This is a genomic window from Neobacillus sp. K501, assembly GCF_053749995.1.
The window spans coordinates 255,576-279,852 of sequence record NZ_JBSLYA010000001.1 but is presented as its reverse complement, the minus strand read 5'-3'; the positions used below and the strand labels follow the sequence as shown (position 1 = coordinate 279,852).

General features: G+C 39.2%; 25 protein-coding genes and 1 tRNA gene. 19 read left to right on the top strand and 7 right to left on the bottom strand.

Translation table 11 applies throughout. The features are described from left to right. Positions 1 to 2: 2 nt before the first annotated feature. Genes ACWM35_RS01335 through ACWM35_RS01315 form a run of 5 tightly spaced genes read left to right on the top strand, consistent with a single transcriptional unit; the run spans position 3 to position 1,256 of the window. Positions 3 to 419 (top strand): phBC6A51 family helix-turn-helix protein, encoded by a 417-nt coding sequence (locus ACWM35_RS01335; RefSeq protein WP_454814730.1) that lies wholly within the window; start codon positions 3 to 5, stop codon positions 417 to 419. Next, positions 419 to 679 carry a hypothetical protein gene (locus ACWM35_RS01330; RefSeq protein ID WP_454814728.1) on the top strand — a complete coding sequence of 87 codons (261 nt, stop codon included), beginning with the start codon at positions 419 to 421 and terminating at the stop codon, positions 677 to 679. Before ACWM35_RS01335 ends, ACWM35_RS01330 begins: the two co-directional genes overlap by 1 nt. Next, on the top strand, positions 676 to 840 hold the full coding sequence (locus ACWM35_RS01325) for a hypothetical protein (RefSeq protein ID WP_454814726.1): 165 nt from the start codon (positions 676 to 678) through the stop codon (positions 838 to 840). The genes ACWM35_RS01330 and ACWM35_RS01325 overlap by 4 nt, the downstream gene beginning before the upstream one ends. 2 nt (positions 841 to 842) lie before the next feature. Further along, complete coding sequence (locus tag ACWM35_RS01320; protein ID WP_454814724.1) at positions 843 to 1,058, top strand: hypothetical protein; 216 nt, start codon at positions 843 to 845, stop codon at positions 1,056 to 1,058. 15 nt (positions 1,059 to 1,073) lie between these two features. Continuing rightward, a complete protein-coding gene (locus tag ACWM35_RS01315; RefSeq protein ID WP_454814722.1) occupies positions 1,074 to 1,256 on the top strand; it encodes a hypothetical protein in 183 nt (60 codons plus the stop codon). Positions 1,257 to 1,629: 373 nt separating this feature from the next. On the opposite strand, the gene ACWM35_RS01310 is transcribed toward ACWM35_RS01315, so the two are convergent. From ACWM35_RS01310 to ACWM35_RS01295, 4 genes are all read right to left on the bottom strand, one after another. Beyond that, entirely contained in the window at positions 1,630 to 2,490 is an 861-nt protein-coding gene (locus tag ACWM35_RS01310) for a hypothetical protein (RefSeq protein WP_454814720.1), read from the bottom strand. Positions 2,491 to 2,547: 57 nt separating this feature from the next. Continuing rightward, positions 2,548 to 3,579, bottom strand: a complete 1,032-nt coding sequence (locus tag ACWM35_RS01305) for a tyrosine-type recombinase/integrase (RefSeq protein WP_454814718.1) — start codon at positions 3,577 to 3,579, stop codon at positions 2,548 to 2,550. 163 nt (positions 3,580 to 3,742) lie between these two features. Next, positions 3,743 to 3,816, bottom strand: a tRNA-Arg gene (locus tag ACWM35_RS01300). 399 nt (positions 3,817 to 4,215) lie between these two features. Continuing rightward, positions 4,216 to 4,932 carry a YwaF family protein gene (locus ACWM35_RS01295; protein ID WP_454814717.1) on the bottom strand — a complete coding sequence of 239 codons (717 nt, stop codon included), beginning with the start codon at positions 4,930 to 4,932 and terminating at the stop codon, positions 4,216 to 4,218. 151 nt (positions 4,933 to 5,083) lie between these two features. On the opposite strand from ACWM35_RS01295, the gene mutS reads away from it, so the two are divergent. The 3 genes from mutS (at position 5,084) to ACWM35_RS01280 (ending at position 10,160) form a co-directional block, all read left to right on the top strand. Then, complete coding sequence (gene mutS / locus ACWM35_RS01290; RefSeq protein ID WP_454814715.1) at positions 5,084 to 7,678, top strand: DNA mismatch repair protein MutS; 2,595 nt, start codon at positions 5,084 to 5,086, stop codon at positions 7,676 to 7,678. Positions 7,679 to 7,699: 21 nt separating this feature from the next. After that, positions 7,700 to 9,571, top strand: coding sequence for a DNA mismatch repair endonuclease MutL (mutL, locus tag ACWM35_RS01285; RefSeq protein WP_454814713.1), 1,872 nt, complete (start codon positions 7,700 to 7,702; stop codon positions 9,569 to 9,571). A gap of 136 nt (positions 9,572 to 9,707) precedes the next feature. After that, positions 9,708 to 10,160: a hypothetical protein gene (locus ACWM35_RS01280; protein ID WP_454814711.1), complete on the top strand. Its 453-nt coding sequence runs from the start codon at positions 9,708 to 9,710 to the stop codon at positions 10,158 to 10,160. 72 nt (positions 10,161 to 10,232) lie between these two features. Here ACWM35_RS01280 and mreBH read toward each other — a convergent pair whose 3' ends face one another. Further along, entirely contained in the window at positions 10,233 to 11,240 is a 1,008-nt protein-coding gene (mreBH, locus tag ACWM35_RS01275; protein ID WP_454814709.1) for a rod-share determining protein MreBH, read from the bottom strand. 318 nt (positions 11,241 to 11,558) lie between these two features. On the opposite strand from mreBH, the gene miaA reads away from it, so the two are divergent. From miaA to spoVK, 3 genes are all read left to right on the top strand, one after another. Then, the gene (miaA, locus tag ACWM35_RS01270; protein ID WP_454814707.1) at positions 11,559 to 12,515 is read left to right on the top strand and encodes a tRNA (adenosine(37)-N6)-dimethylallyltransferase MiaA; all 957 of its coding nucleotides are present in this window, start codon (positions 11,559 to 11,561) and stop codon (positions 12,513 to 12,515) included. Positions 12,516 to 12,541: 26 nt separating this feature from the next. Next, on the top strand, positions 12,542 to 12,772 hold the full coding sequence (hfq, locus tag ACWM35_RS01265; RefSeq protein ID WP_454814705.1) for an RNA chaperone Hfq: 231 nt from the start codon (positions 12,542 to 12,544) through the stop codon (positions 12,770 to 12,772). Positions 12,773 to 12,997: 225 nt separating this feature from the next. Further along, on the top strand, positions 12,998 to 13,945 hold the full coding sequence (spoVK, locus tag ACWM35_RS01260) for a stage V sporulation protein K (protein WP_454814703.1): 948 nt from the start codon (positions 12,998 to 13,000) through the stop codon (positions 13,943 to 13,945). Positions 13,946 to 13,978: 33 nt separating this feature from the next. Here spoVK and ACWM35_RS01255 read toward each other — a convergent pair whose 3' ends face one another. Next, a complete protein-coding gene (locus tag ACWM35_RS01255; RefSeq protein WP_454814701.1) occupies positions 13,979 to 14,584 on the bottom strand; it encodes a trimeric intracellular cation channel family protein in 606 nt (201 codons plus the stop codon). A 158-nt stretch (positions 14,585 to 14,742) separates the two neighbouring features. Between ACWM35_RS01255 and hflX the strand changes: the two genes are divergently transcribed. From hflX to glnA, 4 genes are all read left to right on the top strand, one after another. Beyond that, positions 14,743 to 16,038, top strand: coding sequence for a GTPase HflX (gene hflX, locus ACWM35_RS01250; RefSeq protein WP_454814699.1), 1,296 nt, complete (start codon positions 14,743 to 14,745; stop codon positions 16,036 to 16,038). Between the two features lie 14 nt (positions 16,039 to 16,052). Continuing rightward, positions 16,053 to 17,324 carry a methionine gamma-lyase family protein gene (locus ACWM35_RS01245; protein ID WP_454814697.1) on the top strand — a complete coding sequence of 424 codons (1,272 nt, stop codon included), beginning with the start codon at positions 16,053 to 16,055 and terminating at the stop codon, positions 17,322 to 17,324. 473 nt (positions 17,325 to 17,797) lie between these two features. Further along, entirely contained in the window at positions 17,798 to 18,199 is a 402-nt protein-coding gene (locus tag ACWM35_RS01240) for a MerR family transcriptional regulator (RefSeq protein ID WP_454814695.1), read from the top strand. Positions 18,200 to 18,233: 34 nt separating this feature from the next. Continuing rightward, entirely contained in the window at positions 18,234 to 19,568 is a 1,335-nt protein-coding gene (gene glnA, locus ACWM35_RS01235) for a type I glutamate--ammonia ligase (RefSeq protein ID WP_454814693.1), read from the top strand. A gap of 281 nt (positions 19,569 to 19,849) precedes the next feature. Here the strand turns inward: glnA and lexA are convergent, their stop codons facing one another. Then, positions 19,850 to 20,473 carry a transcriptional repressor LexA gene (gene lexA / locus ACWM35_RS01230; protein ID WP_454814691.1) on the bottom strand — a complete coding sequence of 208 codons (624 nt, stop codon included), beginning with the start codon at positions 20,471 to 20,473 and terminating at the stop codon, positions 19,850 to 19,852. A gap of 159 nt (positions 20,474 to 20,632) precedes the next feature. Here lexA and yneA point away from each other — a divergent pair, with 159 nt between their 5' ends. The 4 genes from yneA (at position 20,633) to tkt (ending at position 24,114) form a co-directional block, all read left to right on the top strand. Continuing rightward, entirely contained in the window at positions 20,633 to 20,956 is a 324-nt protein-coding gene (gene yneA, locus ACWM35_RS01225; RefSeq protein WP_454814689.1) for a cell division suppressor protein YneA, read from the top strand. Positions 20,957 to 20,959: 3 nt separating this feature from the next. Then, complete coding sequence (locus tag ACWM35_RS01220; protein ID WP_454814686.1) at positions 20,960 to 21,610, top strand: YneB family resolvase-like protein; 651 nt, start codon at positions 20,960 to 20,962, stop codon at positions 21,608 to 21,610. Between the two features lie 82 nt (positions 21,611 to 21,692). Then, entirely contained in the window at positions 21,693 to 21,923 is a 231-nt protein-coding gene (locus tag ACWM35_RS01215; protein WP_454814684.1) for a DUF896 domain-containing protein, read from the top strand. A gap of 184 nt (positions 21,924 to 22,107) precedes the next feature. Then, the gene (tkt, locus tag ACWM35_RS01210) at positions 22,108 to 24,114 is read left to right on the top strand and encodes a transketolase (RefSeq protein ID WP_454814683.1); all 2,007 of its coding nucleotides are present in this window, start codon (positions 22,108 to 22,110) and stop codon (positions 24,112 to 24,114) included. Positions 24,115 to 24,277: the final 163 nt, after the last annotated feature.

Genomic DNA, 24,277 nt, shown 5'->3' with positions numbered 1-24,277 from the left:
TTATGGATATTTTCGAAGGAATGACCGAACTTGAAATAAAAATCGTTCATGAACTATTAAACAAAGGAAATCGCACCTATGAACAGGTAGCGGAAGCCGTTGGAATTAGTGAAAGGCATTTGTTCCGCTATCGTCAAAAACCGCATATCAAACGTGCTGTGCGGGAACTTGCTATTCAAGAACTTGAAGAAGAAGTTCCAACAATGATGAAAGCATTAAAACGAAACATTCAAAAAGGCGATTATCGTTCAATTGAATTAGGTTTCAAGGCGTTGGGCTTACTCGTGGAACGGCGTGAAGTTAATCAAACGACAACGATCGAAGATAATCGTTTCAAAAATATGTCAATGGACGATATTGACGCCGAACTTCAAGAAATCGAACGTCAATTGAAGGTCATTGAAGGCGGTGCAAAATAGTGCGTCGCCTTATTGATATCACTAAACAATTGACAAACGGTCTTGACGTTGAAGTTCATGCGATACGGGGCGAACATTTGGAAGCGAATCTCAAAAGAAGAATCAAAGAACGGAAGGCAAAGGCTGCGGCAATGTTACGGAACGACATGCCTAATAATGTTTTTGTAATTGCCCGTGTTTGTCACTTGGACGTTATGACGGTTCGTGACTTGGAGCGGGAATATTTGAACGAAATGAAACGCAAGGGGGAAGTCGAATGAAGCGAATGAAAAATAATAATGACGTTGTTGTCCGCCGTTTTCAAGGCGAAGATATTGAAAGTTTAATAGAACGATTCAATTTCCGAATGAGAAAACACGGCAAATCGACCAAACTTCCTCAAGATTATCGTTTCACGACAAAAACCCGTAAGGGGGTTTAATCATGCCAGCAATGAAATATGAATTCTTTGAATCTATTTGTATAACAAACGGAATTGTTACGAAGAACTTGACCCGTCTTGAAGTTGAATTTCATGCGTTGGGGATTCTTGGATATAAGGGAACAATCAACGATCAAAGAAGGGCTTTCTATGAATCACGAACGGGGATTTCGTTTCTTGTAGACGCAAGGAACGCCAATGACCCGAATCAACCATAAAGGGAGTGAGTGATATTGTTGCCGATTAGTTACAACAAAAGACGTCGTTCCAAGACGTTTTTAAGTCCGAATAGTATGACGCCAATTGCACCAAGTAGTCATTTTGACTATACGGAATACAAAGCGGAACTTGACCGCCGTAAACACTTCGGCGAACCAAAAGAAAGAGAGGAATCCGAAAAAACTGAAAACGATTAAAAAAGCCGATTCCTTAATCGTTGGGATCGGCTGCGTCTTCTGTTTCATTAAATTATTGACGCGTTCTACATTTGACAATATGACGAAATTGCAATTCGGACAAGACGAAGCAGCAAGAAACCCTAAAAGCATCCGTCGAAGTATCTTGCCGACCTTGCTTCGAAAGACATTTCTTCGGAATAATCATTGATTAAATGTTAGATTATAAGAAAAAGGTCGCCAATCGTGAAAATTGGCGTTTTAATTTGCCCAAATTACGAGAAATGGCTTTCATATTGCTCCAATTTCGCATGTTTTCGACCTTACGAATAAAAAACCATTCAGAAGCCTAAAAACGCATTATAAGCCAAAATATCAACTATTTTTGTGATTTTTACACTTCAAGCCAATTATAAAAAGGAACGGGATTCGGCTTCGGTTCAGTCATTTCTTTATACATTCGAACGGCTTCTTTTTGGACGAATGACCCTAAATCTTCAAATTTTTCCCCGAAATACTTCAAGACGAAATTATCAAATCGACGACGGGCGGATTCCACTTTTTGTTTCTTCGCTTCTTCAATTTTCTTCATTACGGCAAATTTACGGATTTCATTCGAAAAAACTTTTTCACAATAAGAACTAAACGATTGAATTTGAAGACCGTTTTTCACTTTGTCGCCGATTTTTAGCGCAAGATATCGAACGATATTTTTCAGATTGCAGTCAAGGTCGATTGTTGTTGATAAATTTGAAACTTTCTCAATGATTTCTTTATTATCGCTATTAATATCTCTTTCTTGTTTTTGTGATTCTGTTTCAAATGGTTCGAAATCGTCAATTAGCGTCAAACCCCCGTCATTGCTGGCTTTGTTCCTTGTGTATGATGTAACCCCTTGTTGTAACCTTTCAAGACAAAAAGGAAGAATTCTTATGACTTTTACACTTGGACGACCAGCTTTCGTTTTAGTCCGCACGGAATCGACGACACCTAACGATTCAAGCGTCTTCAATGCCTTATTGATCGTTTTGCGGGAATATCCCGTTTGTTCTCCAATAGTTGATTGTTTCATGAACGACAATCCGACACAACGCAAAGACGCCTTTCCAAGACAAAGCAGAACGTCAATAACCGATTGCGGGACGTCCTTTCGAATATGGTCGATATAAGAATATATAGATTTGTCCATTTCTTCAACGCTTGGAAATGATTCGTGTTTTTTCAGTTCTTGAATGTCGATAGCAGCAAAAGTCATTTCAATTCTTCCCCTTCGTTTATTTGATTTCTTTTTTCTACGATTCTATGAGGTCGTCTATTTTCTTCCCTTATTTGAATTCTTTCGTAAACGTAAAACAGGACTATAAAGTGAATGTTGATTCTTTATTGTTTCGTCGTCCATTTGAATATATTTTCTTGTTGTCGTGATATCAGCATGACCGACAATCCGTTGAAGTGTAAAGACGTCTCCGCCGTTCAAAATAAAATTGCGGCAAAACATATGCCGAAAGACGTGCGGGGAAACTCTTTTCGTGATTCCCGCTTTGTCACGATACATTCGAAGTCGCTTCCGAAATGAATTCGGATTGTACTTTGTCCCGCAATTGGCAAGAAAGACAAATTCCGTTTCAAAATATGTCTTGTTTTCGGTGACTAATTCCATAAGTAAACGAACAACTTGATTCGATAAAGGTAAAATTCTTGGTTTGCGATTCTTGTTTTTTGTTGCGGGTAAAATGATTGATTTTGTTTTGAAATCAATATCTTTCGTTTCAAGGTCGCAAACTTCCGAAATTCTCATTCCTGTATCTAACATTAAAAACATCATTACATGGTCACGGAATTGTGCGTATTCCGAAAGGTCGGGGATTGAAATGATCCGTTCGATTTCTTCGTCGGTCAATGGTTCAACGTTATCGTCGTCAACCCGCATTAATTGGATGTTTTCGACGGGATTCTTGTTGATGATTTGTTCTTTATACAACGCATTGAAGAACGCTTTGAGAAATCGGGTGCGGACGTTCACCGTAAAAGGCGACAATCCGAAGACTTGCTTCTTTTCGTTCCAATGTTCTTCTTTAAGATAAACGACATATTCACGGATAATTCCCGTCGTGATATCTTCGACGTTGGTCAATTCGGGATAGCTTTCTGACAACCATTCACGAAACCAATTCATGATAATTCCATATTCACGATATGTCCTTTCCCGAACGCCAAGCGACTTTTTCAATGCAAGAAAATGTTCGAACGCTTGGTCAATGGTATATGTCGCAAATGATGATTCTTGGACGATAGATTTCGCCCGCTTCTTGACTATCTGCTTTCCTTTTCGACTTGAAGACAAAACAAAAAACGCCCCTTTCATTCTTATCTGATACGGATAAGAACGAAAAGGACGTCTTACAGTCTAATATGTTTTTCGGGGTGAAACTGTTGGACTTCGAAATTGCTTTCGAATAGACAATTGCTTTACAAACGTTGATTTGACGCTGTTTTTCGAATATGTACGTCCCGAAGAGGATTCGAACCTCCGACCTACAGTTTAGGAAACTGTTGCTCTATCCTGCTGAGCTATCGGGACATATTATGTAACGATTTTAATTATAATGAGAGAATGGAAAAAGGTCAATGAATTTATTGTTTTTCACCATTTAACAAAAAAACCTTGTAAAACCAAAATTATCAGTTGGTTTTACAAGGTTTTTAAACGTTTATATTAATAGTAAATGAAAGTTATACTCATAGCAATTTCGCGATGGCAATTTGAGCAAGTGCTATTTCCTGGTGGCAATTCAATCGTTTTTTTGCAATGCGGACAAATGGTCGTAAATTTATTTTTAAAAATGATTTTCGAATCTGAATCGTTTGGACCATTAAATGTCTTAATCAATTCAAATTCCCCCTTTCAAAAATCATTCTACCTCATGAAAGGAAATTTCGTGTTTCAAAAATAAGAATGGATATTTCTATAATGAGATTATTAAGGGTGCCCGTCACCGGTTTTTGAACGTAAGATCAACCAGACAAGGAGACTTAACCCAATTAATAAGCCTTCCATGGACAGGATGTACCAAGGGTAGGGGCCAAGGACATTTAGGAGACTTGCACTCTTGGGTTTGTGACTTAAGAACATATAATTTCCATCCACCACTTTATTAATCAGCATAATAATCGGCATAAGGAAATTTAAAAAAACAAAAAGTTTTACAACAGACCAAATCGTAGGACGATAACCAATAACCCAAGTGAAATAAAAGACTACCCAGATGGTCATTAGATGAGTATAAAAGAAATGAATAAATCGAAAATGAGGAAAATCAAACGTTAATAATGGAGTAAAGATCGCCTGAGATGCTCCTAATAAAGCAGTAAAAAGTAAAATTTCATATATGATTTTTTTCCTTGTTAGTAATAGAATAACCGATAAGATGAGACTGATACTGCATAATTCTAAGGGAATAGCATGACTGACATTCCATGTCCCATTCATCAACATCCATAAGTGATAGCCTGTCTCCATTACGACTAGCGAGATCGCGACACCGACTTCTGCCATACGCCATGTCCCGTGTCTCATTTTCTCTCGCTTTCGAAAAATAACGATCGATACGAGAAAAAGGAGCAATATTATTACAAAATGGCTGATTGAAAACATAGCAAAGTCAAATTCTTTATTGCTGCCACCAAACCATGTCATCATCCAACCCCCTTTATTCTAATATATGCAACAGAAAATCAGGCCTGACCAAAATACTGGAAAGAAATTTCTTCCTCATCTAGTCTACCTAATATGTGATATAATAGTTTGTCGAAGATACTCGAAAATGAATAATTTCTTGGAGGTCATTATGGCAGGTTATACGCCGATGATACAACAATACTTAACCGTTAAGGCAGATTATCAAGATGCCTTTTTATTTTTTAGACTTGGAGATTTTTACGAAATGTTCTTTGAGGATGCGATAAATGCCTCACAAGAATTAGAAATAACCTTAACAAGCCGAGAAGGGGGTACAGATGAAAGGATACCGATGTGCGGTGTCCCTTACCATTCTGCCCCTAACTATATCGAACAATTGATTTCCAAGGGCTATAAAGTAGCGATTTGTGAGCAAACAGAGGATCCAAAACAGGCAAAAGGTGTGGTCAGACGTGAGGTTGTTCAGTTAATCACTCCAGGAACCGTTATGGAAGGGAAGTCTTTATCAGAAAAAGAAAATAACTATATTGCCTCCATTACCTGTTTTGATGATCAAACATATGGTTTTGCTTATAACGATCTTTCAACAGGTGAGAGTCGGGTAACCCTGCTTTCCACTAATTTTGAGGAAGTATTAAATGAGTTAGCCGTCTTAAGCGCCAAAGAAGTCGTGGTTGCTAGCAGCTTCGATGGGGATTTGCAAAAGAAAATGCGTGAGCGGGATGTTCTTGCCATTTCTATTGAAGATAATAGTTCAATCGAAATGAACTTTTCACATCTTATTGAGGGTTTAAACCAAGATAAACTAAAACAAACAGTAGCAAGACTTTTTCATTATCTATATCGTTCCCAAAAGAGAAGTCTTGACCACCTGCAGCCTGTAACGACCTATCAAATTCATCAATATATGAAAATTGATTACTATTCCAAGCGGAACCTAGAATTAACCGAAACGATTCGCTCTAAAGGGAAAAAAGGTTCGCTTTTATGGCTGCTTGATGAAACGATGACGGCAATGGGTGGCAGAACTCTTAAACATTGGATCGATCGGCCTTTAATTTCTAAGGAACAAATTGAACAACGCCAATCGATCGTTGAAGTATTAATAAACCGCTATTTTGAGCGTCAAGAGCTTCGTGAAAAATTAAAAGAAGTGTACGATTTAGAACGATTAGCTGGACGCGTTGCGTTCGGGAATGTCAATGCCCGTGACTTAGTCCAATTAAAACGATCCTTAATGCAGGTTCCATTTTTAAAACAGATCCTCCATGGTATGGAGCAAGAGGAAGTTCTACAAATTGCTGATAAGCTCGATCCGTGTGAAGAAATTACCGATCTCCTTGAACAGGCCATTGTCGAGAACCCGCCGCTTTCCTTAAAAGAAGGAAACATGATTCGCGATGGGTATAATGAACAGTTAGATCAATATCGTGATGCCAGCCGGAACGGAAAAACATGGATTGCCCAGCTTGAGCGTGAAGAGCGCGAGAAAACGGGGATTAAATCGTTAAAAGTTGGCTATAATCGTGTGTTTGGCTACTATATTGAAGTGACAAGAGCGAATTTACATCTGCTGCAGGAAGGTCAGTATGAGCGGAAGCAGACCTTAACCAATGCGGAACGTTTCATTACTCCTGAACTGAAAGAAAAAGAAGCATTAATTTTACAAGCGGAAGAAAAATGCGGTGAGCTTGAATATGAACTCTTTACGGAAATTCGTGAGATCGTCAAGGAACAGATCCCACGCCTACAAGCGTTAGCGAAGACGGTCAGTGAGCTGGATGTCCTTCAGTGCTTTGCTCAAGTTAGTGAAGAACGCCGCTATGTAAAGCCTCAGTTTTCAACGGATCGGAAAGTTGTTGTAAAGGACGGCCGGCATCCGGTTGTTGAAAAGGTCCTGAATGCACAGGAATACGTTCCAAATGACTGCTTTATGGACAGTGAACGAGAAATTCTTCTGATTACTGGTCCGAATATGTCGGGTAAAAGTACGTATATGCGCCAAATTGCCTTGACGGCGATCTTAGCACAAATTGGCTGTTATGTACCTGCCGCAGAGGCCGTTTTACCGATATTTGATCAAGTATTTACAAGAATTGGTGCCGCGGATGATTTGATTTCCGGTCAAAGTACGTTCATGGTGGAAATGCTTGAAGCCAAAAATGCGATAACGAATGCAACGCAGAATAGCTTAATCCTATTTGATGAAATTGGACGCGGAACATCGACCTATGATGGAATGGCGCTGGCCCAAGCGATCATTGAATACATTCATATAAATATCGGTGCTAAAACACTATTTTCCACGCACTATCATGAATTAACGGTTCTGGACGACGAACTAGAGAAGTTAAAGAATGTTCACGTAAGTGCGATTGAACATAATGGGAAACTTGTCTTCCTTCATAAAATAAAAGAAGGTCCAGCTGATAAGAGTTATGGAATTCACGTGGCGGAGTTAGCGGAATTGCCAAAGGAATTAATACACAGGGCCAATGAGATTTTATCTTCTTTAGAACAAAATGATGTTCAAACAGCACCTATTAAAAAAGAAGAAAAAGTAATACAAGAACAACCAGCCCAGCTCTCCTTCTTTGATGAACCGAAGGAAGCGAAAAAACAAGAGCTGACTTCGAAAGAAAAACGAGTAGTAGAGAAGATGAAAGAGCTTGATATTTTAGATTTAACACCGCTTCAGGCGATTAATATGTTATATGAGCTTCAGAAAAAGTTAAAAGGTTAAGAGATTTGGAGGTGAAACGGCATGGGCAAGATTATCCAATTAGATGATGCACTATCTAATAAAATTGCCGCGGGTGAAGTAGTTGAACGACCTGCTTCTGTCGTAAAGGAATTGGTTGAGAACGCCATTGATGCTGGGAGTACCGTCATCGAAATTGAAGTCGAAGAAGCAGGTCTAGCGAAGATTCGGATCACCGATAATGGGGGCGGCATTGAAGAAGACGATGTCCTTGTCGCCTTTCAACGTCACGCCACAAGTAAAATCAAGAATGAAAATGACTTGTTTCGCATTCGGACACTAGGATTTCGTGGGGAAGCCCTGCCGAGTATCGCTTCTGTTTCAAGACTTGAGCTGAAAACTTCAACAGGCGAGGGTGCTGGAAATCGGGTTGTAATTGAAGGCGGAAAAGTAAATGTGTTTGAAAAGGCTTCGAGCAGACGGGGGACCGACATTACGATCACGGATTTGTTTTTTAACACTCCGGCCCGTTTGAAGTATATGAAGACGATTCATACTGAGCTTGGAAATATCACCGATGTTGTGAATCGACTTGCTCTTTCCCATTCAGAAGTGTCATTTCGGTTAATCCATAATGAACGAAAGTTGCTGCAAACGACTGGTAACGGAGATGTCCGTCAAGTATTAGCTTCTATATATGGATTGGGAATTGCAAAACAGCTTATTCCAATATCCGGAACCTCACTTGATTACAAAATCAGCGGGTTTGCTTCCATGCCGGAAGTGACGCGTGCATCTCGAAATTATATTTCGACGATGATTAATGGTCGATTTATTAAAAACTATCCATTAGCCAAAGCGATTCAAGAGGGGTATCATACTTTACTGCCCATCGGCCGCTTCCCAATCGTACTCTTAAATATCGAGATGGATCCTCTATTGGTGGATGTCAATGTCCATCCATCAAAAATGGAGGTGCGGATTAGTAAGGAAGCAGAACTGAATGAACTGGTTACCTCGATTATCAAAGATGCTTTTAAATCAAAGATTCTGATTCCGACAGCTTATACGCATGAAAAAAAAGAAACACCAAAATCCGAGCAGACAGCCTTCATTCTTGATGAAGGAACGGATACGGCACCTGCACCGGTGAAAAAAAAATTGGAATGGACACGTCCAGTTTTTCCACCAACTATCCACGAACAGGTTTCAAGGATGGATGTTAAGGTTGAACAAACGGAGGAGAGTCCGATTTCTGAGGATTGGGATCCTTTTAGTCCTGTTATCGATTCCGTTCCACCAGTTCAGGAACATGTCCCTGATGCATCGATGCCAGATATTCAAACAGAAAGCCGAGTCCCAAGAATGTATCCGATTGGGCAAATGCATGGAACCTATATTTTTGCCCAAAATGAAAATGGTTTATATATTATTGACCAGCATGCTGCACAAGAACGCTTAAAGTATGAGTATTTTCGTGAAAAGGTTGGCCAGGTACATGCAGAGCTTCAGGAAATGCTTGTCCCGTTAACATTTGAATATTCTACGGATGATTTTCTAAAAATCAATGAGTATCAACATGAACTGGAAAAGGTCGGCGTTTTCTTAGAGGAATTTGGTTTGAATAGTTTTATTGTTCGTTCTCATCCTCAGTGGTTCCCAAAAGGGGAGGAAAAGCAAATCATTGAGGAAATGATTGAGCAGCTTCTTTTGATGAAAAAGGTTGATATTAAAAAACTGCGAGAAGAAGCCGCGATTATGATGAGTTGTAAAGCTTCAATCAAAGCAAACCGCCATCTTCGAAATGATGAAATTCAGGCGCTATTGGATGATTTAAGAAAAGCATCCGATCCGTTTACCTGTCCGCATGGGCGCCCGATTATCGTTCATTATTCTTCCTATGAGATGGAGAAGATGTTCAAACGGGTCATGTAACTATAATGAAGAGTGTTCTCTTAATAAAAGAGACGCTCTTTTTTATTTTTCAAAAATGTACTTATCATTTTGTTTGTTGTGGTGTAAAATTACACTATATAGATAAATGAATATTCGTAAAAAAGTAGGTGGACGAATGGTTGCTTTTGGTCTATTAAGTGCCTTTTTACCAGTTGTCTTAATTATTTTTATCATTATTTATGCCGTGAAGAACAAAGAAAAGGGGGATGAAGCGGTGATACGCCATCTTTATACGTATTTGGTTCTATTTGCCACACTGATGATGGTTATTGGCGGAGGTATTTCAATTTTTATGGCTGCAGCAGATTTAATCAGTCCACCAAGCTATTATCAAAGCTATGAAGATTTTAAACAAATGAGGATCGATGGGAAAATCAAAGATGAGAACGGCGAGCAGTATACTGAAGAAGAAATTCGGGCTGATTATGAGCAAACCGTTAAGTATGAAAAGAACAGGATGCAGGAAAGTGCGAAAAATCAAATCATTAAGAGTCTGGGCTTTATTGTGATTCCACTTCCCATTTTCCTTTACTTTAATAATATGAGGAAGCGGCAGGCGGATATTTAATATGATAAACACTAAAAAGGAGCCATTGGCTCCTTTTTTTAGTGTTTAAACTTCCTGGTTCTTTTTTATCACTTACTTTACTGCTGCCGGAATTTTATGCATGAAGCGAAGGGCTTCCCCAGTACCAATCGCCACTGATTCCAGAGGATTTGGTGCGAGCTGCACCGGAACGACGATTTCCTTGCTCAGCCATTCCTCCATGCCTTTCATTAAGGCACCGCCGCCTGTTAGAATGACACCACGATCAACGATATCACCGCTAAGTTCGGCAGGGCAATCCTCAAGTGTTGCTCGAATGGCCTCTAATATATGAAGCAATGATTCTTTCAACGCATTTCTAATTTCATAGGATGAGAGAGTAACAGTTTTAGGTAAGCCTGTAACAAGGTCACGGCCGCGGACATCCATGGTTAGCTCCTCGTGATCCACAAGAGCATAACCGATTTCCATTTTAACCTTTTCTGCTGTCCTTTCTCCGATTAAAACATTATATGCTTTACGGACATGTTGGATAATCTCTTCATCAAGTCGGTCACCGCCAATTTTAATCGAATGGCATGACACCACGCCACCAAAGGAGATAATCGCAACCTCGGTGTTTCCACCGCCAATATCGACAATGACATTAGCAACCGGTTCATCAACAGGTAATCCTGCACCAATCGCGGCCGCAACCGGTTCTTCAATCAGCTGAATTTTCTTCGCTCCAGCATTTCGAACCGCATCTTGGATGGCTCTTCTTTCCACGCTGGTTGAACCTGATGGGGTACAAACCACAACATTAGGTTTGCGGACTGCAAAGCCCATCTTCTTTGATGCCTTCCGCATGATATGCTTAAGCAATTCTGTAGTGACATCATAATCGGCAATAACTCCCTCTTTTAACGGCCTGACAGCAATAATTTTTTCAGGTGTCTTACCAATCATTTCTTTCGCTTCATTTCCAACTGCGACAACATTCTTCGTGTCCGTGTCGATGGCGACCACCGATGGTTCATTTACGGCAATCCCTTTATTTTTACTATATACAAGGATGTTGGCTGTCCCTAAATCAATACCAATTTCAAAATTTGATAACATATTAATCACCTAGTTTCCCTATTTTTCTACAAAATAAGCTACGATTAAGCCTATCATGAATTTGAGGGTAAATAGGGGTTTGTAAATGAAACGTTATTGGATTGTAAAGTAGCCTGAACAAAATCATCGTTTTGTAAACGAATCGATATTAGAATGTAATTTATCAAGAAAATTTTTTCTGGTATGTAAATGAATTTCCTTTTTCGGGAATGCATAGGAAGGTGTTTTTTTGTATATACTTATTTGATGTTCAACTGCTTTGTAAAATTGTGTTACGATAAAGAAAATGAAAAAGATAAAAAGGGCAGAGTGAAGGTATTGAATAATAAACAAAAATTATTAGTTCTTATTGGACCGACAGCAGTTGGAAAAACAAAGTTAAGCATTGAACTTGCAAAACAATTTAATGGTGAGATTATCAGTGGAGATTCGATGCAGATTTATCGTGGGATGGATATCGGGACCGCAAAAATAAAAGTCGAAGAGATGGAAGGAATAACTCATCATTTAATTGATATAAAAGAACCAGACGAAAGTTTCTCTGTCGCCGATTTTCAGCAACTTGTTCGAGCGAAAATAGCCGAGATTTCTTCAAGAGGAAAGTTGCCAATGATTGTTGGCGGAACAGGGCTTTACATTCAATCCGTCATCTATGATTATCAATTTTCTGCTGTAGGCGCAGATGACGCGGTTCGATTACAGTTGGAAGAAAGGGCAAAAGCAATCGGAAATGAGGCACTCCATGATGAATTAACAAAGATTGACCCTGAAAGTGCTGCGCAAATCCATCCGAATAATGTGAGAAGAGTGATCAGAGCACTTGAAATTTACCAATCTACTGGTAAGATTATGAGTGAGTACCAAAAAGAACAGCAACTAGATCTTCTTTATGATACTGCCCTCATCGGACTAACGATGGAACGGGATCATCTTTATGAGCGGATTAATACTCGGGTAGAGTTAATGCTTGAGGAGGGGTTGATTGAGGAAGTCAGCCGATTACATAAACATGGTCTACGCAATTGCCAATCGATTCAAGCGATTGGTTATAAAGAAATTTATGATTATCTTGATGGTAAATCAACACTCACGGATGCGGTTGAATTATTAAAACAAAATTCCCGGCGTTATGCCAAACGGCAATTAACCTGGTTTCGCAACAAGATGGAAGTCGAGTGGTTTGACATGACAGATGTCTCAAGTTTGTCAAAAAAAATAACGGAAATTTCATTGTTTGTTGAAGGAAAGCTACAAGTAAAATCGAATACATATTAGTAGAGATAATAGAGGAGGATATACAAATGAAAACCACCATTAACATTCAGGATCAGTTTTTAAACCAATGTCGTAAGGATAATACCAATGTGACTGTATTTTTATTAAATGGATTTCAGTTGAGAGGCCAAATTAAAGGCTTTGATAATTTTACCGTTCTTTTTGAATCAGAAGGAAAGCAGCAATTGGTTTATAAGCATGCGATTTCAACCTTTGCTCCGCAAAGAAACGTATCTCTTGATTTGGATGCCCAATAAAATTATGAACATAAATTCGAGTCCTATTCTTAGGGCTCTTTTTATTTTTCTATTGATGAAAATTAAGATTGTTGAATACACATAAATGAAGGAGTATTTCCTGAAGCAAGTAAACCAATACCTAATTTGTAAATCGCGGATAAAACTTAGAATATTCTTCTTTAATTCTAAGTCGGATAAAAAGCTGACGGATGGAAATTGTTTGCAGAATGAGAGGTGAAAGCTTTGGATCAACCGATTCGCATGAAAAGTAATGGACAAATTAAGGTGGTCCTCAACTCACAAAAGAAAAAGTCCTTAAGTAAAGAGTTACCTGCACCTCAAGTTGTTCCAAAGGTTATTCCCCCTGAGCATTCGGCACTTAAGGAAATTGAAGCCGAACTTGGGGCACTAGTTGGTATGGAAGAAATGAAACGAATGATAAAAGAAATTTATGCGTGGATTTATGTCAATAAGAAAAGGGAAGAAATGGGATTAAAGGCAAGAAAGCAAGCTCTTCACATGATGTTTAAAGGGAATCCAGGAACAGGTAAGACAACCGTAGCAAGATTGATTGGCAAGCTTTTTCAAAAAATGAATGTCCTCACCAAGGGGCACTTAATTGAAGCTGAACGTGCAGATCTCGTGGGAGAATATATCGGACATACGGCTCAAAAAACAAGGGATCTTATTAAGAAGGCGCAAGGGGGAATATTATTCATTGATGAGGCCTACTCCCTTGGCCGCGGCGGGGAAAAGGATTTCGGGAAAGAAGCGATTGATACGCTTGTTAAGCATATGGAGGATAAACAACATGAATTTATTCTAATCTTGGCTGGGTATTCCCGAGAAATGGATTATTTTCTTACATTAAATCCTGGGCTTCATTCGCGTTTTCCATTGGTGATTGATTTTCCTGATTATGATATTGAGCAATTGATGGAGATTGGGGGCCGAATGCTTGAGGAGAGGGAGTATACATTTAGTCATGAGGCAGAAAAAAAACTAAAGGATCACCTCATTTGGGTGAAAGCTGTCCTTAGTCCCAATAGTTTCTCGAATGGACGCTATATTCGTAACATTATTGAAAAATCAATCCGTGCTCAGGCGATGCGGCTTTTAATGTTAAATAGTTATGATCGCCACGAGTTAATGACCCTTAGGAGTAATGATTTGGTGTTTGAAGAAGACTAAAAAAATCGGCGGACAATGATTCCCGCCGATTTTTTAATGTGCTCCTAGTCTTCTAGAAGGAAGTTTCCAATTAAATGTATAGGATAGAACCCTGAGTGCTGTTACAAGGACAAATAAGGTATATAGCTCCCATGGGCTTGAAGCAATGTTTAAGCCAATAAGGATTCCTGCAAGAATTGCCCATACTGCATAAATTTCTGCTCTTAATACAATTGGTTTTCTTCCTGCCAGTAAGTCACGTATGATTCCACCGCCTATCCCGGTTAACACTGCGGCCACAATTACCGCACTCAGTGGATGATTCATATTTGCTGCATAAATCGCACCTTGTATTGCAAATGCTGATAACCCAATGGCATCGAAAAAGTTTCCCCATCTTTGCCAGTGCTTAAGAAGATTATTTGGAAATAAATATACGGCTGTCATGGATAACAAAGCGATTTGGAAAAAAAGACCTTGTTCCCACAGTGCTGAAACCGGGACACCGATTAACAAATTTCTAATAGCTCCACCACCGAATGCGGTGACAATTCCTAGAATATAAACTCCTAAAATATCATATTCTTCTTCCATCGCAACAATGGCCCCGCTAACTGCAAAGGCAATGGTCCCAATAATACTTAGTACTTCCCACGTCATGTTTCGTTTCCCCTCGATGATTTCTATTTCTCTTCCATATAAATGAATAATTATTACCAAATAACTTGATTTTATCATGTATAGGGTATTTATCAACTAAAATTTTTTATGATAAAAAAATGGATGGAAATTAGAGTAATCGCCGCTTTTTTGGTATGATGAGAACAGAAATTTTAGGAAAGCAGGGTGTTGTTTTGGAACAAGAAGTAAGCTTTGAAAAAGCAATTTTGGTCGGATGTCAAACTCCAACACTAGATGATGTGCGATTCCAATATTCGATGGAAGAACTAAGTTCCTTAACAGAGACAGCAAAAGGAAAGGTACTCCTATCTGTTGTTCAAAAACGCGACCGCCCACATCCAGCGCTTTACATAGGTAAAGGTAAGGTGGAGGAATTAAAGGCGCTTGTAGACGAGCTAGAGGCGGACTTAGTCATCTTTAATGATGAATTATCTCCAAGTCAGAAGCGAAATTTATCCTCTGAAATCGAAGCAAGAATCATTGACCGAACTCAATTGATCTTAGATATTTTTGCCCAAAGAGCTCGTTCGAAAGAAGGAAAGCTACAGGTCGAATTAGCTCAGCTTCAATATCTCTTGCCTCGGCTAGCTGGTCAAGGGACGGCGTTATCAAGATTAGGGGCTGGAATTGGAACAAGAGGACCGGGGGAAACAAAGCTAGAATCTGACCGTAGACATATTCGCCGGAGAATTGATGATATTAAAGGTCAGCTATCTGTCATTGTCCAGCATCGCGATCGCTACCGGGAAAGAAGAAAGAAAAATAAAACCTTCCAGATCGCCATTGTTGGTTATACCAACGCGGGTAAATCGACGTTATTTAACCGGCTTTCAGAAGCGGAATCCTATGAGGAAAACCAATTATTCGCTACACTGGATCCGATGACGCGGAAATTAATCCTGCCGAGCGGCTTTACGACGCTCATTACCGATACAGTTGGCTTTATTCAGGATTTGCCAACCTCCCTTATCGCAGCCTTTCGTTCCACACTAGAAGAAGTAAAGGAAGCGGACTTGCTGCTTCATGTGGTCGATATGTCTAATGCGGATTATTTTCAGCATGAGAAAACCGTCAATAAGCTCCTCGAGGATTTGGATGTCAAAGAGATTCCGCAGTTAACGGTTTATAATAAAAAGGATATTAAGCACCAGGATTTTGTTCCGACAGCGAACACACCTATGGTTTTTATTAGTGCTTTTGACCAAGAGGACCGGGTGGATTTAAAAAGAAAATTGGAACAGCAAATGATTGAAATGATGGATGCCTACCAGGTTGCCATTCCTTCGACGGAAGGGAAACTGCTAGCACAATTGAAAAATGATACGATCGTAAGAGAACTTATTTTTAATGAGGAAAGTGAACTTTATCAATGTAAAGGCTATTCGATGAAGGATCATCAAATCTCAGGACAATTACAGAAATACAAACAGTAGATAGGAGCAACAACATGTTTCAACAGTTAAAAAATGGGGAAAAGCTGCAGCAATTAGTAAGAGGAGTCGAACAGCAAATTGCTGGAGTACATAATGCAATCGAGGAGCGAATTGAATTCAATCAATTTCGTGTCTTGCAAAGTTATAAAAAGCATCGAGTAAGCGATTCACACTTTATTCCTTCCACTGGCTATGGTTATGATGATATCGGCAGAGATACCTTGGAATTAGTTTATGCCGATGTTTTTGGTGGAGAGGCAGGACTTGTCCGCCCGCAAATTATTTCAGGAACGCATGCCATTTCAATTGCGTTATTTGGCGTACTGCGGCCAGGTGACGAACTTTTGTATATAACCGGAAAGCCTTACGATACGTTGGAAGAAATCGTCGGCATCCGTGGAAATGGAGTTGGCTCCTTAAAGGAATTCGGAATATCCTATGATAGTGTTTCTTTAACGCAGGAAGGGGCCATTAATTGGGACGATGTCGCCAAGAAAATCAAACCGAACACGAAAATGATCGGAATCCAACGCTCGAAAGGTTATGCCACTCGTCCATCCTTTACAATAGCAGAAATAAAAGAAATGATTGCTTTTGTGAAGGAAATCAAAAATGATGTGGTTGTGTTTGTGGATAATTGCTATGGTGAATTTGTTGAAGAATTAGAGCCTTGTCATGTTGGGGCCGACTTAATGGCGGGTTCGTTAATAAAAAACCCAGGTGGCGGTATTGCGAAAACGGGCGGCTATATTGTTGGGAAAAAGCAGTGGGTGGAGGCTTGCTCCTATCGGATGACTTCTCCTGGTATTGGTGCGGAAGCAGGAGCTTCCCTATATAGCCTTCAAGAAATGTATCAAGGCTTCTTTTTAGCCCCACACGTCGTTGGCCAAGCGTTAAAGGGTGCGGTATTTACCGCGGCATTCCTTGAAAAATTAGGAATGAATTCTTCACCGAAATGGAATGTGCAACGTACAGACTTAATCCAAGCAGTTCAGTTTGATGATAAGGACAAAATGGTTGCCTTCTGCCAGGCGATCCAGTTCGCATCGCCAATCAATTCTCATGTCACAGCTTATCCGGCCTATATGCCGGGCTATGAGGATGACGTGATCATGGCGGCAGGAACCTTTATTCAAGGAGCAAGTATTGAATTAACGGCTGACGGTCCAATTAGGCCGCCATATGTGGCGTACGTCCAAGGCGGACTAACCTACGCACATGTCAAAATCGCCGTTTGTTTAGCAATAGACAGCCTCGTTGAAAAGAAATTAATTGAATTAAATTAAGACTCAAGAGGATACTAAAGGATAGCTAATAAGGTTATCCTTTTTCTTTAAGGTTATGTTAAAGAATATTGCTGATAAGAATAAAAAATTACGTGTGGAATAGAGAAAAATCTTTTGTTAAAGGTCTCTACGTGCCTGAAGGTGGTCTAGAAAAGGAAATCGGTAACCTAAAGAGGTTTTACGTTACGGTAAACAGTTTGAATTAGAGATCTCGGTAAAGTAAAGCTGTTCTACGTGACCGAAAACGTGTTCAAGAAGAGAAACCAGTAATGTATAAAGGTTCTGCGTTATTGGGACGAGATACCGTTATTGAGAATCTAATCATCAATCAGCTTAATTGGTTCAAAAACAATAATTATACTTAACAAATCCTTTTGAAAAACCATGTGAGAAAACTTAACATTAGATTGACATCTTTTCTAACACGAAATATAATAGCAATATAAATTAGAAAAAGGAGAGGAGAAATTAAAGTGAGTGGGAAAGAATTACGCCGCTCCATGCCACTGTTTCCGATCGGAACAGTCATGCAATTAACAGAATTAACTGCTAGACAAATCCGTTACTATGAAGAGCATCAATTGATTTCTCCAGCAAGAACAGATGGAAACAGGAGATTGTTTAGTCTTATTGATATTGATAGACTGCTAGAAATTAAGGATTTAATTGATCAAGGAGTGAATATGGCTGGGATCAAGCAGCTTTTATTGATCAAAGAACAGCAGGCTAATGTTTTACAACAAGTAAATGAAAAAGCCAAACAAGAATTAACGGACGAACAGCTAAGAAATCTTCTTCGTCAAGAATTGCAGCAGGCTGGTAGATTTAATCGATCGTCGTTGCGTCAAGGTGATATGTCACGATTTTTCCATTAGAAAATTTTTATAATATAAGGTGGAGGGAATAAAAATGGCAAAGTATACAAAGGAAGATATTAAGAAATTAGCAGTAGAGGAAAACGTTAAGTTCATTCGTTTACAGTTCACTGATATTCTCGGAACAATTAAAAATGTAGAGATTCCAATTAGTCAATTAGAAAAAGCACTTGATAACAAAATGATGTTTGATGGTTCATCTATCGAAGGTTTCGTTCGAATCGAAGAATCTGATATGTTACTTTATCCAGATTTAAATACTTGGGTAGTTTTCCCTTGGACAGCTGAAAAAGGTAAAGTTGCACGGTTGATTTGTGATATCTATACTCCAGAAGGTAAACCATTTGAAGGTGACCCGCGTAATAACTTAAGAAGAGTATTAAAAGAAATGGAAGACTTAGGTTTCACAGACTTTAACCTAGGACCTGAACCAGAATTCTTCTTATTTAAATTAGACCAAAAAGGTGAGCCTACATTAGAATTGAATGACCAAGGCGGTTACTTTGACTTAGCTCCTACCGATTTAGGGGAAAACTGCCGCCGTGATATCGTTCTTGAACTTGAAGAAATGGGCTTTGAAATTGAAGCATCTCACCATGAGGTAGCACCAGGTCAGCATGAAATTGACTTTAAATATGCGGATGCACTAACAGCTTGTGACCAAATCCAAACGTTCAAGCTTGTTGTAAAAACAATTGCTCGTAAACACGGCTTGCATGCAACGTTCATGCCAAAACCATTGTACGGTGTAAACGGATCTGGAATGCACATGAACCTTTCATTATTCAAAAATGGGGAAAATGCATTCTTCGAACCAACAGGTAACCTTCAAATGAGCGATACGGCTCGCCAATTTATTGCAGGGATCTTGAAGCATGCGCCAAGCTTTACAGCAGTAACCAATCCAACTGTAAACTCTTATAAGCGTCTTGTTCCAGGCTACGAAGCTCCTTGTTACGTTGCATGGTCTGCTAGAAACCGTTCTCCACTTATCCGTATTCCGGCATCACGCGGATTAAGTACTCGTGTTGAAGTCCGTAGCGTTGACCCAGCAGCAAATCCATATCTAGCAATGGCAGTACTATTAAAAGCTGGTTTAGATGGAATTAAGAATCAATTAACTCCTCCTGCTCCAGTGGATCGTAACATCTATGTTATGAGCAAGGAAGAAAGAATCGAGGAAGGAATCATCGATCTTCCAGCAACTCTTGCTCAAGCTCTAGATCAATTGAAATCTGACGAAGTTATCGTTGCCGGTCTTGGCGAGCATATCTTCGAGCACTTCGTTGAAGCAAAAGAGATTGAGTGGGATATGTTCCGCACCGTCGTCCATCCTTGGGAGCGCGAACAGTATTTAAGTATGTATTAATAGTAATAGACTCAGTGTGGATTGGCTCCATACTGGGTCTTTTTTGTTATTTCTATTTAAAGTGGACTTGTGTGACCGAAAAGATGAAAAAGCAAGTAGTAGGGTCACAGCAGGAGGTCTGGAGTGACCGAAAAGATGAAAAGGTGAGTAGTTGAGTCACAGCAGGAGGTCTGGAGTGACTGTAAAGAGAATAAAGCAATTAGTAGGGTCATATCAGGAGTTCTGAACCATAAATAAAAAGCCCAATTCCACATGAATTGGACTTTTTGCTATTTAAAAAATTAATGAATATGACGATAAACCCCAATAACTTTCCCTAAAATCGAAACATTTCGCAAAATTATAGGATCCATTGTAGAGTTTTCCGGCTGAAGGCGGATGAAGTCTTTTTCTTTAAAGAATCGTTTACATGTAGCCTCATCTTCTTCTGTCATTGCAACCACGATATCCCCATTATTCGCTGTTTGCTGCTGCTTTACGATTACATAATCCCCATCAAGAATACCAGCTTCTATCATACTCTCACCCATGATTTCTAGCATAAATACATGCTCATCTGCAGGTGCTAGTCTTTCTGGAAGAGGGAAATATTCTTCAATGTTTTCGATGGCAGTAATCGGAAGTCCAGCTGTTACTTTCCCTAGAACAGGAACGTTGACTACATTGTTTCGAGGAATACTTACATGTTCATCTATTTCTAGGATTTCAATCGCTCTTGGTTTTGTTGGGTCACGTCTGATAAGGCCTTTACTTTCTAAACGAGCTAAGTGCCCATGAACGGTTGAACTCGATGCAAGACCGACCGCTTCTCCAATTTCCCTTACGGAAGGCGGATAACCTTTTTTCTTAACTTCCCCTTTAATAAAATCAAGGATATCCTGCTGCCGCTTTGATATTTTTGTCATTTTTTGTTACACCTCGCCCTAGTAATTATTAACTTTATTATATCATGTTCGTTTTTTTTATACAAACATAAGTTCGAATTAATTGTTGACATCAAACAAACGTTCGGATTATAATAAAGACAAATAAACGAACATATATTCTAGTAAGGGGTTTTGAAAATGAAAAAAATATGGAACCAATACTCTTATGCTATTTTACTTATTGTATTAAGCTGCTCTTTAGCCTTTATGTTATCTCTACGATTTAATTCACCAGAAGAAGATCAATATATAAAGATTAAGATCTCAGAAGGAGATTCTCTTTGGAAAATATCTAATCAATTTTCTGAGCAACATTCACTATCGAATAATGATTTTGTCAGTTGGGTCAAACAGCATAATGATATAGACGGAGATCAAATCTATCCAGGTGAAGAAATTATGATACCAGTAAACCAAGATGTTCCCTTTCCTACTGAACTGGCGAGCGCTGCAGGAGAATAGTAGATGAAAGCTATTATTTATTGCCGTGTGAGTACCAATAAGGAAACACAGGAAACCTCATTAATCCGTCAGGAAGAAGAATTAATTCAGCTTGCGAAACAATATCAATTTGAAGTTGTTTCTATTATTAAGGAACAGGCTAGCGGTTATGATTTAGAACGGGATGGAATTCTAGAGTTGTTAGACCAAATTAAGGATGTATCGGTACAAGCAATTCTCATTCAAGATGAAACGAGACTTGGAAGAGGTAATGCGAAAATCGCTCTTTTGCATTGTGTTTTAAAAGAAGGCATCAAACTTTATTCCATTTCACATAATGGAGAATTGCAGCTTTCAGAGTCTGATTCCATGGTACTGCAAATTGTCGGAATGGTGGAAGAATATCAGCGCAAGCTACATAATATTAAAATAAAACGTGGAATGAAAAGAGCGGTTAGTCAAGGATACAGGCCTGAGAAAAATTTGAAAAATTTAGGGCAGCGTTCTGGCCGGGACAAAATAGAGGTTCCGCTTAGCGAAATAATCCGTTTGCGAGAAAATGAATTAACCTTTTCTGAAATTACGGCGACACTTCGTGGATTTGGTTATAAGATATCAAAAGCAACTGTACATAGACGTTATCAAGAACATCTCGAAACCGAACAGGAAGAGTAGTGGACCATTTGCCTTGTCAGATGGTCTTTTTTTAAGTAAAATTAATCTTTATGCAGCAAGTATTGAAAGGAGGGTCAAACTCATGCTCTCAAAAGAAAAAATGGCTAGAATCAATGAATTAGCAAGGAAAGCAAAGTCATCTGGATTAACCGAAGCGGAAGCGAAGGAACAATCTGCGTTAAGAAGTGAGTATTTGTCAACTTTCCGCAGTTCCATGCTAGAAACGTTAACCAATACAACGATAATAGATCCAAATGGTACAGATGTAACACCTTCAAAAATAAAAGCCAGACGAAATAAAAATCTCCATTAAAAAAAAGGAAAACGCTTACTTCGTTTTCTTTTTTTACATATTGAGGCTTAGTATGTGTCAAAATAAGAAACATATGGTGTTTTAACCCTTAATTTGACTATATTTGTTGAATTAATTGAGGGAGAACTTTATTATTAATGGTGTTATTATCTTTTATCCTAGTGAAACAGGAGTGATTTAGTAAATGTTTGATACTATTGATGCATTATCAGTAACTTCAATTCGTACATTATCAATCGATGCAATTGAAAAAGCTAACTCGGGACATCCAGGTATGCCAATGGGTGCTGCACCTATGACCTATGCATTATGGACACGTTATATGAACCATAATCCGAAGAATCCTAAATGGTTTAACCGTGACCGCTTTGTTTTATCTGCTGGCCATGGCTCAGCGTTATTATACAGCATGTTACATTTATCTGGTTATAACCTTTCAATGGATGATTTAAAACAGTTCCGTCAATGGGGAAGTAAAACTCCAGGGCATCCAGAGTATGGCCATACAGAAGGTGTAGAAGCAACTACTGGTCCACTTGGACAAGGTATCGCAATGGCTGTAGGTATGGCAATGGCAGAGCGCCATATGGCTGGAGTTTATAATAAAGAAAACTATGAGCTTGTAAACCATTATACATATAGTATTTGTGGAGATGGCGACTTAATGGAGGGTGTATCAGCAGAGGCTGCGTCACTTGCAGGACATTTGAAATTAGGCCGACTCGTAGTGTTATATGATTCAAATGATATATCACTTGATGGAGATTTAAATAAATCGTTCTCTGAAAGTGTTAAGGAACGTTTTGGATCATATGGCTGGCAATACCTTCGCGTTGAGGATGGCAACAATCTAGAAGAGATTAGTAAAGCCTTGGAAGAAGCGAGAAATGACCTAGACCGTCCAACGATTATTGAAGTAAGAACCGTTATCGGTTATGGCTCACCAAATCGTGCTGGAACTTCTAAAGTACACGGTGCACCACTTGGAGCAGATGAATTAAAGTTAACAAAAGAATCGTACAAATGGACATTTGAAGAAGATTTCCATGTGCCGGAAGAAGTTTATTCTCACTTCCAAAAGCAAATTGTCGAGAATGGCGAAAAGAAGGAAAAAGAATGGAATGATCAATTCGCTCAGTATAAGAATGAGTACCCTGAATTGGCATCTCAACTTGAATTAGCCTTGAAAAATGAACTTCCAGAGGGATGGGATAAAGATATTCCTGTCTATAGTGAAGGTAAGAGCCTTGCTACACGTGCTTCATCAGGTGAAGTATTAAATAGCATTGCGAAAAATCTTCCTACCCTATTTGGCGGTTCTGCAGACCTAGCAGGTTCTAATAATACCATGCTTAAAGGTGAAAAGGATTATATGCCAGATTCTTATGAAGGCAGAAACATCTGGTTCGGTGTTCGTGAATTTGCGATGGGTGCTGCGATGAACGGTATCGCTTTACACGGTGGTGTGAAGATCTTCGGTGGAACTTTCTTCGTGTTCTCTGATTACTTACGTCCTGCTATTCGTCTTGCTGCATTAATGGGACTTCCTGTAACGTATGTATTTACTCATGACAGTATTGCTGTTGGTGAAGATGGTCCGACTCACGAACCAATTGAACAAATAGCTGCATTACGTGCTATGCCAGGACTTTCTCTCATTCGTCCAGCGGATGGAAATGAAGCAGCAGCAGCTTGGAAACTTGCCATCGAGTCTACTAATAAGCCAACGGCTCTTGTTTTAACTCGTCAAGGTCTTCCAACACTAAAAGGCACTGACACAAATGCTTATGAAGGAGTTTCTAAAGGGGCTTATGTTCTGTCTCCTGCGGATAAAGAAACTCCAGATGCGTTATTACTTGCCACAGGTTCTGAGGTGAGTTTGGCTGTTGAAGCTCAAAAAGCTCTTGCTGGAGAAGGAATTCATGTATCTGTTGTCAGCATGCCATCATGGGATCGTTTCGAACAGCAATCACAAGAGTACAAGGACTCTGTGTTGCCGAAGAGTGTGAAAAAACGTCTTGGAATCGAAGTTGGTGCCTCTCTAGGCTGGCATAAATATACTGGTGATGAAGGCGATGTCTTGGCAATTGATCAATTCGGAGCTTCTGCCCCTGGTGAAAAAATTATGGAAGAATACGGCTTTAGCGTAGGGAACGTTGCAGCTCGTGTTAAAGCTCTTTTACAAAAATAATGAAATATTTCAAAAGGAACGGCTCTTAGAGTCGTTCTTTTTTGTTTCTTATACCATATTGAACGTTTGATGAACGTACATCAACATTGGTGACAATACAATGATTATTAAAATATAATAGTATTTGGAGGAATCTTCTGAATTCGACAAAAAAAGTGAAAGT

Bases quoted from the DNA above. Each gene is read 5' to 3' on its own strand.
- ACWM35_RS01220 (WP_454814686.1), top strand. From the start codon at position 20,960: ATGAAAGCTATTATTTATTGCCGTGTGAGTACCAATAAGGAAACACAG.
- ACWM35_RS01295 (WP_454814717.1), bottom strand. From the start codon at position 4,932: ATGACATGGTTTGGTGGCAGCAATAAAGAATTTGACTTTGCTATGTTT.
- ACWM35_RS01320 (WP_454814724.1), top strand. From the start codon at position 843: ATGCCAGCAATGAAATATGAATTCTTTGAATCTATTTGTATAACAAAC.
- glnA (WP_454814693.1), top strand. From the start codon at position 18,234: ATGGCAAAGTATACAAAGGAAGATATTAAGAAATTAGCAGTAGAGGAA.
- yneA (WP_454814689.1), top strand. From the start codon at position 20,633: ATGAAAAAAATATGGAACCAATACTCTTATGCTATTTTACTTATTGTA.
- ACWM35_RS01325 (WP_454814726.1), top strand. From the start codon at position 676: ATGAAGCGAATGAAAAATAATAATGACGTTGTTGTCCGCCGTTTTCAA.
- ACWM35_RS01280 (WP_454814711.1), top strand. From the start codon at position 9,708: ATGGTTGCTTTTGGTCTATTAAGTGCCTTTTTACCAGTTGTCTTAATT.
- lexA (WP_454814691.1), bottom strand. From the start codon at position 20,473: ATGACAAAAATATCAAAGCGGCAGCAGGATATCCTTGATTTTATTAAA.
- ACWM35_RS01255 (WP_454814701.1), bottom strand. From the start codon at position 14,584: ATGACGTGGGAAGTACTAAGTATTATTGGGACCATTGCCTTTGCAGTT.
- mutL (WP_454814713.1), top strand. From the start codon at position 7,700: ATGGGCAAGATTATCCAATTAGATGATGCACTATCTAATAAAATTGCC.
- hfq (WP_454814705.1), top strand. From the start codon at position 12,542: ATGAAAACCACCATTAACATTCAGGATCAGTTTTTAAACCAATGTCGT.
- mutS (WP_454814715.1), top strand. From the start codon at position 5,084: ATGGCAGGTTATACGCCGATGATACAACAATACTTAACCGTTAAGGCA.
- ACWM35_RS01245 (WP_454814697.1), top strand. From the start codon at position 16,053: ATGTTTCAACAGTTAAAAAATGGGGAAAAGCTGCAGCAATTAGTAAGA.
- ACWM35_RS01215 (WP_454814684.1), top strand. From the start codon at position 21,693: ATGCTCTCAAAAGAAAAAATGGCTAGAATCAATGAATTAGCAAGGAAA.
- ACWM35_RS01310 (WP_454814720.1), bottom strand. From the start codon at position 2,490: ATGACTTTTGCTGCTATCGACATTCAAGAACTGAAAAAACACGAATCA.
- ACWM35_RS01335 (WP_454814730.1), top strand. From the start codon at position 3: ATGGATATTTTCGAAGGAATGACCGAACTTGAAATAAAAATCGTTCAT.
- tkt (WP_454814683.1), top strand. From the start codon at position 22,108: ATGTTTGATACTATTGATGCATTATCAGTAACTTCAATTCGTACATTA.
- hflX (WP_454814699.1), top strand. From the start codon at position 14,743: ATGAGAACAGAAATTTTAGGAAAGCAGGGTGTTGTTTTGGAACAAGAA.
- mreBH (WP_454814709.1), bottom strand. From the start codon at position 11,240: ATGTTATCAAATTTTGAAATTGGTATTGATTTAGGGACAGCCAACATC.